This is a genomic window from Hydrogenophaga sp. NFH-34 (assembly GCF_021401345.1).
Taxonomy (GTDB): domain Bacteria; phylum Pseudomonadota; class Gammaproteobacteria; order Burkholderiales; family Burkholderiaceae_C; genus Hydrogenophaga; species Hydrogenophaga electricum.
The window spans coordinates 32,171-46,118 of record NZ_JACBGE010000022.1 but is presented as its reverse complement, the minus strand read 5'-3'; the positions used below and the strand labels follow the sequence as shown (position 1 = coordinate 46,118).

Genomic DNA, 13,948 nt, shown 5'->3' with positions numbered 1-13,948 from the left:
ACCGCCCGGCGGGACTGCTGGAGGGCCTGTCCGCATGAACGTCTCGGCCTGGTCCATCCGCAACCCGATTCCGGCGGCGATGCTGTTCGTCATGCTGACGCTGGCGGGGCTGTTCTCCTTCAATGCCATGAAGGTGCAGAACTTCCCCGACATCGATCTGCCCAACATCACCGTCATCGCCAGCCTGCCGGGTGCCGCCCCCAACCAGCTGGAAAACGACGTGGCGCGCAAGCTGGAGAACAGCATCGCCACGCTGCAGGGGCTCAAGCACATCTACACCCAGGTGCAGGATGGCGTGGTCTCCATCACGGCGGAATTCCGCATCGAAAAGGACACGCAGGAAGCGCTGGACGACGTGCGCTCCGCAGTCAGCCAGGTGCGCGGCGATCTGCCCTCCGACATGAACGAGCCCGTGGTGCAGAAGGTCAACCTGGCCGGCACGCCGGTGCTGGCCTACACCGTCTCGTCCGACCGCATGGACGACGAGGCCGTGTCCTGGTTCGTCGACAACGACATCGCCAAACTGCTGCTGTCGGTGCGCGGCGTCGGCGCGGTCAACCGCGTCGGCGGTGTCGACCGCGAGGTGCAGGTGCTGCTGGACCCGCTCAAGCTGCAATCGCTGGGCGTGACCGCCTCCGACATTTCGCGCCAGATGACGCGGGTGCAGATCGAAAGCGCGGGCGGGCGGGCCGACATCGGCAGCAGCCAGCAACCCATGCGCACGCTTTCGGCGCTGGGTTCTGCCGACGATCTGGCGCGCATGGAACTGGCCTTGCCGGACGGCCGCCGCATCCGCCTCGATCAGGTGGCGTCGGTCCAGGACACCATCGCCGAACCCACGGCGGCCGCGTTCCTCGATGGCCGGCCGGTGGTCGGTTTCGAGGTCGTGCGGAGCAAGGGCGCCGGTGAGGTGGAGGTGGGGCAGGGCGTGCGCGAGAAGCTGGCCGAACTGCAGGCACGCCGGCCCGACCTGAAGATCACCCAGTCGTTCGACTTCGTGACCCCGGTGCAGGAAGAGTTCGACGCCTCCATGACGCTGCTGTACGAAGGCGCCATCCTGGCCGTGCTGGTGGTGTGGCTGTTCCTACGCGATTTCCGCGCCACCATCGTCTCGGCCGTGGCGCTGCCGCTGTCGGCCATTCCGGCCTTCATCGGCATGCACTACATGGGCTTCACCATCAACGTGGTGTCGCTGCTGGCCATGTCGCTGGTGATCGGCATCCTGGTGGATGACGCCATCGTCGAGGTCGAGAACATCGTGCGCCACATGCGCATGGGCAAGTCGCCCTACCAGGCCGCGATGGAAGCGGCCGACGAAATCGGCCTGGCCGTGATCGCCACCACCTTCACGCTGATCGCGGTGTTCCTGCCCACGGCCTTCATGGCCGGCATCCCGGGCAAGTTCTTCAAACAGTTCGGCTGGACGGCGGCGCTGGCGGTGTTCGCCTCGCTGGTGGTCGCGCGCATGCTCACGCCCATGATGGCGGCCTACATCCTCAAGCCCATGGTCACGGCCAAGGAAGCGCCGGGCTGGGCCCGCCGCAACACCTTCCTCGGCCGCGTCTGGGCCTGGATGACCAACCAGGACGAACCGGCCTGGCTCAACACCTACCAGCGCTGGGCCGCCGCGTGCATCCGGCACCGCTGGCTGACGCTGTTCGGCGCGGTGGCCTTCTTCCTCGGTTCGGTCATGCTGATCCCGCTGTTGCCGCAGGGCTTCGTGCCGCCCGACGACAACTCGCAGACCCAGGTCTACCTGGAACTGCCGCCGGGAGCAACCCTGTCGCAGACCGTGGCCACCGCCGAGCGCGCGCGGCTGGCGGTGATGGGCATCGACCACGTGAAGTCGTTTTACACCACCATCGGCTCGGGCTCGGCCGGTGCCGACCCGTTCGCACCCCAGGGCACGGCCGAGCCGCGCAAGGCGGCGTTGACGATCCAGCTCGATCCGCGCGGCCAGCGCCCGCGCAAGCAGGTGATCGAAAACCAGATCCGCACCACGATGGCCGACATTCCCGGCATCCGCAGCAAGGTCGGGCTGGGCGGTTCGGGCGAAAAGTACATCCTGGCGATCACCGGCGACGATGCCACCGCGCTGCAGGGCGCGGCGCGCGCCATCGAGCGCGATCTGCGCACCATCCCCGGTGTGGGCAGCGTGCAGTCCACGGCGGCGCTGGTGCGCACCGAAATCTACGTCACGCCCGACCTCGCGCGGGCGGCCGATCTGGGCGTGACCAGCGCCGCCATCGCCGACACCTTGCGAGTGGCCACCGTGGGCGACTACGACGCGGCGCTGCCCAAGCTCAACCTGCCACAGCGGCAGATCCCGATCGTGGTCAAGCTCGACCCGGCGGCGCGGCACGACCTGGCGCAACTGGGCCGTCTGCCGGTGCCGGGCGCGCGCGGACCGGTGATGCTGGAGCAGGTGGCCACGCTGAGTTTCGGCGGCGGCCCGGCCGTGATCAGCCGCTACGACCGCGCCCGCAACATCAACTTCGAGGTCGAACTGGCCGGCATTCCGCTGGGCGACATGAAGGCCGCGGTCGAAAAGCTGCCCAGCATGCGCAACCTGCCGGCCGGGGTATCGGTGCTGGAAATCGGCGACGCCGAGGTGCAGGGCGAGCTGTTTGCCAGCTTCGGCCTGGCCATGCTGACCGGCGTGCTGTGCATCTACATCGTGCTGGTGCTGCTGTTCAAGGCGTTCCTGATGCCGGTGACGATCCTGCCGGCGCTGTTGATGTCTTTCGGTGGGGCCTTCGTGGCGCTGCTGGTGACCAACAAGAGCTTTTCCATGCCCTCGCTCATCGGGCTGGTGATGCTCATGGGCGTGGCCTCGAAAAACTCGATCCTGCTGGTGGAGTACGCCATCGAGGCCCGGCGCCAGCGCGGACTGCCCCGGCTGGAGGCCATCCTCGACGCCTGCCACAAGCGCGCGCGCCCCATCATCATGACCAGCATCGCCATGATCGCGGGCATGCTGCCCGTGGCGCTGGGCTCGGGCGCCGCCGATGCGAGCTTCCGCTCACCGATGGCGATTGCCGTCATCGGTGGCCTGATCACCTCGACCCTGCTGAGTCTGCTGGTGGTGCCGGCGGTGTTCACGATGATGGACGATCTCGGCAAGTTCGCCGCCCGTCTGTTCGGACGCCGTGTGGTCGACGAGCGCGCGCACGAACGCGATCCGTCTGCCGTGCCGGCGCCTCACTGAAACAGGCAGAGACAAACGGGGCGGCCGCCGGCCGCCCCGCAGGCGCTCAGCCTTCGAGCGTGTCCAGCAGCTCGGTTTCGATCTCGATCTGCCGGCGGTTGACCTGCAGTTCGGGGCCGCTGATGAGGAAGGTGTCTTCCACCCGTTCGCCCAGGGTGGAAATCTTGGCCAGCTGCACGCTGATGCCGTGCCGCGCCAGCACCAGCGAGATGCCGTAGAGCAGACCGGCACGGTCGCTGGCGGTGACCGCGAGCAGCCAGCGCTGCGCCTTGTCGTCGGGCCGCAGGTCCACCCGCGGGGTGACCGGGAAGCTGCGCACCCGCCGCGAGAGCCGGCCCTTGCTCGGCGAGGGCAGCGGGCCGCGTTCGTCGATGGTCAGCGCCAGGTCGTTCTCGACCATGGCGATCAGCTCGCGGTAGTGCTCCGACAGCGTGGGCGTGATCACCTGGAAGGTGTCCAGCGCGCGCCCGTCGCGGGTGGTGTGCACGCGCGCGTCCAGGATCGAAAAGCCCGCGTTGTCGAAATAACCGCAGATGCGGGCGAACAGGTCGTGCTGGTCGGGTGCGTACACCAGCACCTGCAGGCCTTCCCCTTCGGGCGAGAGGCGTGCGCGCACGATGCTGCAGCCGGCCGGCACCTCGCCTTGCGCGTTGGGTTTGCACTGGGGCAGCGCCTGGGCCAGGGCCTTGGTCAGCACGCGCGTGTGCCAGGCGATCTCGTCGGCCTGGTGGCGCATGAAGTAGCTCAGGTCCAGCGTGTCCCAGAGCTTTTTGTGCGCCTCGTGCGGCAGGGCGTGCAGCGCCAGCACCGACAACGCCGCCCGCTTGCGCGCTTCCACCAGGGCGTCGGCATCGGGGGCGCGACCACCCAGCGCGCGCAGGGTGTAGCGGTACAGGTCTTCGAGCAGCTTGCCTTTCCAGGCGTTCCACACCTTGGGGCTGGTGCCGCGGATGTCGGCCACCGTCAGCAGGTACAGGGCTGTGAGGTAGCGCTCGTTGCCCACGCGCTGGGCGAAGGCGGCGATGACGTCGGGATCGCTCAGGTCTTCCTTCTGGGCGATCCGGCTCATGGTCAGGTGTTCATTCACCAAGAAGGCGATCAGCCGGGCGTCTTCCCTGTCGATGCCATGCTGGCGGCAGAAGGTGCGCACGTCGCGCGCGCCCAGGTCGGAGTGGTCGCCGCCCCGGCCTTTGGCGATGTCGTGGAACAGCGCGGCCACGTAGAGGATCCAGGGCTTGTCCAGGCCGGCGGCCAGTTGCGAGCAGAACGGGTATTCGTGCGAGTGCTCGGCGATGAAGAAGCGCCGCACGTTGCGCAGCACCATCAGGATGTGCTGGTCCACGGTGTAGACGTGGAACAGGTCGTGCTGCATCTGCCCCACCGTGTGGCGGAACACCCAGAGGTAGCGCCCGAGCACCGAGGTCTGGTTCATCAGCCGCATGGCGTGGGTGATGCCTTCGGGCTCCTGCAGGATGCGCAGGAAGGTGGCGCGGTTCACCGGGTCGCTGCGGAACTTCGCGTTCATGATCGGGCGCGCGTTGTACAGCGCCCGCAGCGTGCGTGCCGACAGGCCCTTGATGCCCACCGTGGTCTGGTAGAGCAGGAAGGTTTCCAGGATGGCGTGCGGCTGCTGGATGTAGAGGTGGTCGCTGGCCACCTCCAGCATGTTGGCCTTGTCGTAGAAGCGCTCGTTGATCGGGCGCATGCGCACCGGGCCGGTGTCCTCGTTGAGCCGCTCCTCGATGTTCAGCAGCAGGATCTGGTTGAGCTGCGTCACCGCCTTGGCCGCCCAGTAGTAGCGCTTCATGAGCTGCTCGCTGGCACGGCGGGCGGTGCGCGCGGTCGGCGGTGTATGGCCCTGGCCGCCCGGGGTGATGACCGCCGGCACCTGCGCCTTGTAGCCGAACGATTCGGCCACGGCGGTCTGCAGGTCGAACACCAGGCGGTCCTCGCGGCGGTTGGCCAGCAGGTGCAGGCGGGCGCGGATCAGGCTGAGCAGGGCCTCGTTGGCCTTGATCTGCCGCACTTCGAGCGGGGTGGCCAGCCCGGTGCGGGCCAGTTCGTCCCAGCTGTGGCCCAGGCCGGCGGCCTTGGCCACCCAGAGAATCATCTGCAGGTCGCGCAGGCCGCCGGGCGATTCCTTGCAGTTGGGCTCCAGCGCGTAGGGCGTGTTCTCGAACTTCTGGTGGCGCTGGCGCATCTCCAGCGTCTTGGCCACGAAGAAGGCCTTGGGGTCCATGGTGGCGCCGAGTTCGCGCACCAGGCGGGTGAACTGCGCCCGCGCGCCGGTGATGAGCCGGCATTCCAGCAGCGAGGTCTGCACGGTCACGTCACCAGCGGCTTCCTGCACACATTCGGCGACCGAGCGCACGCTGGAGCCGATCTCCAGCCCGATGTCCCAGCAGGCGCCGATGAAGCCTTCCAGCCGTGCCTTGAGGGTGGCGTCGTCGTCCGGGTGGGCGTCATCGGGCAGCAGCACCAGCACGTCCACGTCGGAATTCGGGAACAGCTCGCCACGGCCGAAGCCACCCACGGCAATGAGCGCAAAGCCGGGCGCGAACCCGGCGGATTCCCACAGCTTGCGCAGCGTGTCGTCGGTCAGCCGCGCCAGTTGCTTGAGCGCCTTGTGCACGCCGCGGGTCGATGTGCCCTGCAGGCCCAGGTGGGCGAGCAGGGCGGCCTTGTCGCTGCGGTACTGGAGGCGCAGGGCGCCGATCTCGCCTTTGGGGTCGCCCATGGCGTGGTCTCCGGGAGAAAGGGGGTCAGCAGGCCGTGGTGGTCACGAACGCCGGCAGCGGCGGGCTGCCGGCCGACAGGGTCAACACGTCGTAGCCGGTGGGGGTGACCAGCACCGTGTGTTCCCACTGCGCCGAGAGCGAGCGGTCGCGTGTGACGATGGTCCAGCCGTCGCCCAGTTCCTTGATGTCGCGCTTGCCGGCGTTGATCATGGGCTCGATGGTGAAGGTCATGCCCGGGCGCAGTTCTTCCAGCGTGCCGGGGCGGCCATAGTGCAGCACCTGCGGCTCTTCGTGGAACTTCTGGCCGATGCCGTGGCCGCAGAACTCGCGCACCACGCTGAAGCCGTTGCCTTCGGCGTAGGTCTGGATGGCGTGGCCGATGTCGCCCAGGCGGATGCCCGGCCTGACCATCACGATGCCCTTCCACATGGCTTCGAACGTGACCTGGTTCAGCCGCCGGGCCTGCACCGAAGCCGCTGCTTCACCGCCGATCAGGAACATGCGGCTGTTGTCGCCGTACCAGCCGTCCTGGGTGATGACGGTGACGTCCACGTTCAGGATGTCGCCTTTCTTGAGCGGCCGGTCGTTGGGGATGCCGTGGCACACCACGTGGTTGATGGAGGTGCACACATGGCCGGGGTAGGGCGGGTAGCCGGGCGGCTGGTAGCCCACGGTGGCCGAGCGCGTGCCCTGCTTCTTCATGTAGTCGGCCGAGAGGCGGTCGATTTCGAGCGTGGTCATGCCCGGCTGGATCAGCGGCGAGAGGTAATCCAGCACTTCGGACGCCAGGCGGCAGGCCTCGCGCATGCCGGCGATACCGGCCTCGTCTTTGTAAGTGATGCTCATGGGGCGGAATTATCCCATCCGCCCCCCGGGCGTGGGCCCTTGCCGGCCAAGCCAGCGCGGGTGTCGCGGGTAAAATCGTGGGATTCCCATCCCCCGGGCCGCCCCGCGCCCGCCACCCCCAAGGCCACCCACCGTGACCCTGCATCTTCGCTTCTTCGACGGCGGCAATGCCGTCAGCGACTTCAAGCTCCAGCAACTCCTGCCCCGCCTGCAAGGCGTTTCCGACAAGATCAACGGGCTGTCGGCCCGTTTCGTGCACCTGGCGGCCTTCGATGCGGCGCCGGATGCGGCCACCGAACAGCGCCTGGGCGAACTGCTCACCTACGGCGAACCCGCCTCCGACCTGCACCTGGCCGCCGAGAAGGCCGCTGCCCCGGCCCTGGTGGTGATGCCCCGCCTGGGCACCGTCTCGCCCTGGGCCTCCAAAGCCACCGACATCGCCCGCAACTGCGGACTGGCGCTGCACCGCGTCGAGCGCCTGGTCGAGTTCCGCATCGGTTTGAAAAACGGCCTGCTGGGCAAGGCCAGCCTGAGCGACGAACAGCTGCGCGCCGTGGCCGACGCGCTGCACGACCGCATGACCGAGGCCGTGACGACCGATCGCAACCAGGCCGAGGCCCTGTTCACCGAACTGCACCCCGCGCCCATGGAGCACGTCGATGTGCTGAGCGGCGGCCCTGAAATGGGCAGGAAGGCGCTGGAAAAGGCCAACACCGACTGGGGCCTGGCCCTGGCCGACGACGAGATCGATTACCTGGTCAACGCCTTCCACGGTCTGAAGCGCAACCCGACCGATGTCGAGCTGATGATGTTCGCGCAGGCCAACAGCGAACACTGCCGCCACAAGATCTTCAACGCGCAGTTCACCATCGACGGCGTGGCGCAGGACAAGAGCCTGTTCGGCATGATCCGCCACACGCACCAGACCAGCCCGCAGCACACCGTCGTGGCGTACTCGGACAACGCGTCCATCATGGAAGGCCACCAACTGGAGCGCTTTGTCGCCAAGGCCGGCGGCAGCGCTTCGCCGGCCTACGCAGCCGAAGCCGCGACCCACCACATCCTGATGAAGGTGGAAACGCACAACCACCCGACCGCGATTTCCCCGTTCCCCGGCGCCTCCACGGGCGCGGGCGGTGAGATCCGCGACGAGGGTGCCACCGGTCGCGGCTCCAAGCCCAAGGCCGGCCTGACCGGCTTCACCGTCTCCAAGCTCTGGGGCGGCCTGAGCGACCAGCCGGGTGGCAAACCCGAGCACATCGCCAGCCCGCTGCAGATCATGACCGAGGGCCCGCTGGGCGGCGCCGCGTTCAACAACGAGTTCGGCCGTCCGAACCTGCTGGGCTACTTCCGCGAATACGAGCAAGACGTCGGCGGCGTGACCCGCGGCTACCACAAGCCCATCATGATCGCGGGCGGCCTGGGCCAGATCGACGCCGGCCAGACCAAGAAGATTCATTTTCCCGCCGGCACGCTGCTCATTCAGCTGGGCGGCCCGGGCATGAAGATCGGCATGGGCGGCGGCGCCGCCAGCTCCATGGCCACCGGAACCAACGCCGCCTCGCTGGACTTCGACTCCGTGCAGCGCGGCAACCCCGAGATCGAGCGTCGCGCCCAAGAGGTCATCAACCACTGCTGGGCGCAGGGTGAGAAGAACCCGGTGCTGTTCATCCACGATGTCGGCGCGGGCGGTCTGTCCAACGCCTTCCCCGAACTGGTGAACGACGCCGGCCGTGGCGCGCGCTTCGACCTGCGCGCCGTGCCGCTGGAAGAGAGTGGCCTGGCGCCCAAGGAAATCTGGTGCAACGAGAGCCAGGAACGCTACGTGCTGGCCATTGCGCCGGAGTCCCTGGAGCAGTTCAAGGCCTTCTGTGAGCGCGAGCGCTGCCCGTTCTCGGTGGTCGGTGTGGCCACCGAAGAGCGCCACCTGTCGCTGGTGGATGAAGGCAACGAAAGCCCGGTCGACATGCCCATGGACGTGCTGCTGGGCAAGCCGCCCAAGATGCACCGCGACGTGAAAACAGTCCAGCGGGAATTCCAGCCCATGGACCTCACCGGCGTGTCGCTGGAGAAGGCGGTCATCGACGTGCTGAGCCACCCGACCGTGGCGTCCAAGCGCTTCCTGGTCACCATCGGCGACCGCACCGTGGGCGGCCTGTCGCACCGCGACCAGATGGTCGGCCCCTGGCAGGTGCCGGTGGCCGACTGCGCCGTGACCCTGGCCGACTACGCCGGTTTTGCCGGCGAAGCCATGTCCATGGGCGAGCGCACGCCGCTGGCATCGATCAACGCCGCGGCTTCCGGCCGCATGGCGGTGGCGGAAGCCATCACCAACCTGCTGGCCGCACCCATCGAACTACCGCGCGTCAAGCTGTCGGCCAACTGGATGGCGGCCTGCGGCGAACCGGGTGAAGACGCCGACCTGTACGCCACCGTCAAGGCCATCGGCATGGAGCTGTGCCCGGCGCTGGACGTGTCGGTGCCGGTGGGCAAGGACAGCCTGTCCATGCGCACGCAGTGGTCCGCCGACGGCGAGAAGAAGAAGGTCACCTCCCCGGTGAGCCTGATCGTCACCGCCTTCGCGACGCTGGCCGACGTGCGCGGCACGCTCACACCGCAGCTCAACCGTGACCTTGAAGACACCACCCTGGTGCTGATCGACCTCGGCAAGGGCCGCAACCGCCTGGGTGGCAGCGTGCTGGGCCTGACCCTGGGCCAGCCGGGCGACGAAGTGCCCGATCTGGACAGCCCGCAGGACCTGATCAACCTCGTGAACGCGGTGAATGCGCTGCGAGCCCAGGGCCAGATCCTGGCCTACCACGACCGGTCCGACGGTGGCCTGCTGGCCGCCGCCGCCGAAATGGCCTTCGCGGGCCACGTGGGCGTGTCGCTGAACGTGGACATGCTGGTCACCGAAGGCGACGGGATTTCCGACAGCCGCATGGACAGCGGCGACGCCAAGAACTGGGCCGGCCAGGTCAGCGCCCGCCGCGAAGAGCTGACGCTCAAGGCCCTGTTCAGCGAAGAGCTGGGCGTGCTGCTGCAGGTCAAGACCGAAGACCGCAACGCGGTCATGCAGACGCTGCGCGAGCACGGCCTGTCCAAGTACAGCCACTTTGTCGGCAAGACCCGCCCGGCGTCCTCGTCCATCGAGGTGGGCAAGGGCGAGCTGCAGGTCTGGCGCGACACCAAGGCCGTGTTCAGTGCCAGCCTGTTCGACCTGCAGCAGGTCTGGGACAGCGTGAGCTGGAAGATCAACCAGCAGCGCGACAACCCGGCCTGTGCCGACAGCGAACACGCGGTCGCCGGCCAGCCCGCCGACCCGGGCCTGCACGTGGCACTGAGCTTCGACCCGCTGGACAACGTGGCGGCACCGTTCCTGAACCTGAGCCGTCCCAAGGTGGCGATCCTGCGCGAGCAGGGCGTGAACTCGCACGTGGAAATGGCCTACGCTTTCACGCAGGCCGGCTTCGAGGCCTACGACGTGCACATGACCGACCTGCAGTCGGGCCGTGCCAAGCTGGCCGACTTCAAGGGCGTGGTGGCCTGCGGCGGCTTCAGCTATGGCGACACGCTGGGCGCGGGCATCGGCTGGGCGCGCAGCATCACCTTCAACCCGGTGCTGTCCGAGCAGTTCCAGGGCTTCTTCGGCCGCGCCGACACCTTTGGTCTGGGCGTGTGCAACGGCTGCCAGATGTTCGCCGAACTGGCCGACATCATCCCCGGCGCCGAAGCCTGGCCGCGCTTCACGACCAACCAGAGTGAACGTTTCGAGGCGCGCCTGTCGATGGTGGAGGTGCTGGAATCGCCCAGCCTGTTCCTGCAAGGCATGGCCGGCAGCCGCCTGCCCATCGCGGTGGCGCACGGCGAAGGGTTTGCCAACTTCAAGCACCGGGGCAACCCGGCGCAAGCCCTCGCCGTCATGCGTTTCGTGGACAACGGTGGCGCTGCCACCGAGCAATACCCGTTCAACCCGAACGGCAGCCCGGGTGGCCTGACGGCAGTGACCACCGCCGACGGCCGCTTCACGGCCATGATGCCGCACCCCGAGCGCGTGTTCCGCAACCTCCAGATGAGCTGGACCAGCGGCAACCCGTCGGACCCCAGCCCGTGGATGCGCATCTGGCGCAACGCGCGCCGCTGGGTGGGTTGACGCACCGAACGCCGCCCACACCGCCATGAGCATCGACATTCCCAAGGACTCGCGGGCCGAGGCCATTGCCTCGATCCAGCGCTATTTCGATGAAAACATGGAAGAGCGCATCGGCAACATCGCGGCCGGCGGCCTGCTGGGCTTCTTTCTCGAAGAGATCGCGCCGGTGATCTACAACCAGGCGGTGGCCGATGTGCAGGAGCGCCTGCAGGCGCGTGTGGCCGACCTCGACATCGAGCTGCACGAAGAGGCCTTCACCTACTGGCGTCGGCGCCAGAACCCAGGGCGCTCGCGATGACAGCCCCTCGGCGATTCCCGCTGGATGTGGCCACGGTGGCGGACTATGCCCGTGACGGCGCGGTCGTGCTGCGCGGTGTGTTCGATGCCGACGATCTGCGCACCCTGGAAGCGGGCATCGAGCACAACCTGGCGCACCTGAGTCCACTCGCCCTGGTGGCCAGCGAGCCCGACGACCCGGGCCGCTTCGTCGAAGACTTCTGCACCTGGCAGGACAACCCGGCCTACCGGCGCATCCTCACCGCCTCGGCGCTGCCGCACATCGCCGCCCAGCTCATGCAAAGCCGGACCGTGCGGCTGTACCACGACCACCTGCTGGTCAAGGAAGCCGGCACGCGCCAGCCCACCCCCTGGCACCAGGACCAGCCGTATTACAACGTCGACGGCCGGCAGAACGTGAGTTTCTGGATCCCCGTCGATCCCGTTCCGCTGGCCAGCACGCTGCGCTTTGTCGCTGGCTCGCACGCTGGCACCTGGTACATGCCGCGGACCTTTCGCGACCAGCAGGCCAAGTGGTTTCCCGAAGGTTCGCTGGCCGAACTGCCCCCGGTCGATACCGAGCCAGACCGCTACCCGCAGCGGGCCTGGGCCCTGGAGCCCGGTGACTGTGTGGCCTTCCACATGCTCAGCCTGCACGCCAGCAGCGGCACGGGGCCCGGCGTACGGCGCCGCGTGTTTTCAGCCCGCTACCTCGGCGACGACGCGGTCCATGCGCCCCGCCGCTGGCGCACTTCGCCGCCGTTTCCGGGGCTGGCGCAGCGCCTGGCCGACCGCGCCCCCATGGCGGATGCGCTGTTTCCCACGGTCTGGCCATCTGCCTGACGGCCTGTGCGCAGGCGGGCTGCTAGAGTCAGGTCCATCACCACGCTTCCTTGCTGATCCATGGCCACCAGCCTGCTCGTACTGCTCGACGACATCGCCACCGTGCTCGACGACGTGGCCCTCATGACCAAGGTCGCGGCCCGCAAGAGCGCCGCCATGGCCGACGACGTGGCCACCATGACCCAGATGGCCGCCAAAAAGACAGCTGGCGTGCTCGGGGATGACCTCGCGCTCAATGCCCAGCAAGTCACGGGCGTCAAAGCCGATCGCGAACTGCCCGTGGTCTGGGCAGTGGCCAAGGGCTCGCTGCTGAACAAGGCCATTCTGGTGCCGGCGGCGCTGGCCATCAGTGCTTTCATTCCGTGGTTGATCACGCCCCTGCTCATGCTCGGGGGGCTGTTCCTGTGCTTCGAGGGCGCCGAAAAGCTGCTGCATCGCTTTTTCCATGCGCCCGAAGACGAGGCGGCACGGCAGGCCGAACGCGTGCAGGCCTTGGGCGACGAGTCGGTGGATCTGGTGGCATTCGAAAAGGCCAAGATCCAGGGCGCCATCCGCACGGACTTCATTCTGTCGGCCGAAATCATCGTCATCACGCTCGGCGCGGTGGCCAGCGCCGGTTTCCTTGAGCGGGTGGCCGTGCTGGTGGGCATTTCGCTTCTCATGACCGCTGGCGTCTATGGGCTGGTCGGCGCCATCGTGAAGCTGGACGACGTCGGCCTGTTCTTCAGCCGCCAGCGCGCCGCATGGCAGCGAGCACTGGGCCGCGGCCTGCTGGCATTTGCTCCGTGGCTGATGAAGGCGCTGTCGGTGCTGGGCACCGCCGCCATGTTCCTGGTCGGCGGCGGCATCCTGCTGCACGGCGTGCCCGCGCTGGGGCATGCGGTCGAGGCCTTCACCCACGGCCTGGGCTGGGTGGGCACCTTGCTCGGCAGCCTGACCGGTGGTGTGGCCGGCCTGATCGCTGGCGCTGCGGTGGTGTTTGCCGTCCAGACCTTCCAGCGCCTGCGTGGGGCGCCAGCGCACTGAATCCACGAAGCGCAGGCGTCGGGTGCCGGGCCGCCACGCGGTTGCGCCGAGTGGGAAAGCGCTTGAAGAGGGCGAAAAAAGGCAGGGATCGGTGGTCTTCGTGGGCGCTTGACATGCATCAAGCCCGTGCCCGACAGGCTGCCTAGACTGGCGACAAATCAACTGCCTTTGCGAGGATTCCCATGAACGCTGCTGCTGCCGCTCCGGTTGCGTCCGCCACGCCTCTGGACAATTTTTCGAATTGCCACGAGGGCATTCTCCGGCGCCTGACGGCTCTGGACGAGTTGCCGGCCTTGCTGGCGCCTGCCGCCCGCGCGCGGCAGATTGCCGAACAGTCGCTGGAATTCTTCCGCGAAGCCATCTTCGAGCACCACCTGGAGGAGGAGCGCGAGCTTTTCCCGGCGGTGCTCGCCAGCGCCCAGCCCGGCGAAGAGGTCGAGCGTGTCCGCAGCATGACGCGCCGCCTGACCGATGAACACCGGGCCATCGAACGGCTGTGGAAAAGCCTCGAAAGAGGGCTCAAACAGGTCGCCAAAGGGCAGGGCAGCGAGCTGGATGTCGGCGACTTGCAGCGCCTCGTGGCCGAGTACCAGGCCCATGCCCGGTTTGAAGAAGCGGAGTTTCTGCCCCTGTCCGAGACCATTCTCGGGCGCAACGCCAACCACATGGCCGCGCTGGGCATGAGCCTGCACATGCGCCATGCCCCGCCCGTGAACGCCTACATCTGATCGGTGCGCGCCGCACGGCGGCGCATTTTCTGTTTCTGCTTTGAGCCAGATCAAACCGATTCATTTCTTAAACGCGAATTATTATCAATATGAGTTAAGATTTGCGGGTCTCGACAACGCCATCAGGTGG

General features: G+C 67.7%; 8 protein-coding genes. 6 read left to right on the top strand and 2 right to left on the bottom strand.

Features of this window, described 5'->3' with window-relative positions; all coding sequences use genetic code 11:
- Positions 1 to 34: 34 nt before the first annotated feature.
- Positions 35 to 3,208 carry an efflux RND transporter permease subunit gene (locus L0977_RS19300; RefSeq protein ID WP_234266490.1) on the top strand — a complete coding sequence of 1,058 codons (3,174 nt, stop codon included), beginning with the start codon at positions 35 to 37 and terminating at the stop codon, positions 3,206 to 3,208.
- A gap of 46 nt (positions 3,209 to 3,254) precedes the next feature.
- Here the strand turns inward: L0977_RS19300 and L0977_RS19295 are convergent, their stop codons facing one another.
- Both L0977_RS19295 and map read right to left on the bottom strand, forming a co-directional pair.
- Positions 3,255 to 5,945 carry a [protein-PII] uridylyltransferase gene (locus L0977_RS19295; RefSeq protein WP_234266489.1) on the bottom strand — a complete coding sequence of 897 codons (2,691 nt, stop codon included), beginning with the start codon at positions 5,943 to 5,945 and terminating at the stop codon, positions 3,255 to 3,257.
- Between the two features lie 25 nt (positions 5,946 to 5,970).
- Entirely contained in the window at positions 5,971 to 6,792 is an 822-nt protein-coding gene (gene map, locus L0977_RS19290) for a type I methionyl aminopeptidase (RefSeq protein WP_234266488.1), read from the bottom strand.
- 133 nt (positions 6,793 to 6,925) lie between these two features.
- Here map and purL point away from each other — a divergent pair, with 133 nt between their 5' ends.
- The 5 genes from purL (at position 6,926) to L0977_RS19265 (ending at position 13,818) form a co-directional block, all read left to right on the top strand.
- Entirely contained in the window at positions 6,926 to 10,945 is a 4,020-nt protein-coding gene (gene purL, locus L0977_RS19285; protein ID WP_234266487.1) for a phosphoribosylformylglycinamidine synthase, read from the top strand.
- Positions 10,946 to 10,970: 25 nt separating this feature from the next.
- Positions 10,971 to 11,243 (top strand): DUF2164 domain-containing protein, encoded by a 273-nt coding sequence (locus L0977_RS19280; RefSeq protein ID WP_234266486.1) that lies wholly within the window; start codon positions 10,971 to 10,973, stop codon positions 11,241 to 11,243.
- Positions 11,240 to 12,064, top strand: a complete 825-nt coding sequence (locus L0977_RS19275) for a phytanoyl-CoA dioxygenase family protein (RefSeq protein WP_234266485.1) — start codon at positions 11,240 to 11,242, stop codon at positions 12,062 to 12,064. Before L0977_RS19280 ends, L0977_RS19275 begins: the two co-directional genes overlap by 4 nt.
- A 60-nt stretch (positions 12,065 to 12,124) precedes the next feature.
- Complete coding sequence (locus tag L0977_RS19270) at positions 12,125 to 13,090, top strand: DUF808 domain-containing protein (RefSeq protein ID WP_234266484.1); 966 nt, start codon at positions 12,125 to 12,127, stop codon at positions 13,088 to 13,090.
- Between the two features lie 182 nt (positions 13,091 to 13,272).
- Positions 13,273 to 13,818 carry a hemerythrin domain-containing protein gene (locus L0977_RS19265; RefSeq protein ID WP_234266483.1) on the top strand — a complete coding sequence of 182 codons (546 nt, stop codon included), beginning with the start codon at positions 13,273 to 13,275 and terminating at the stop codon, positions 13,816 to 13,818.
- Positions 13,819 to 13,948 lie beyond the last annotated feature (130 nt).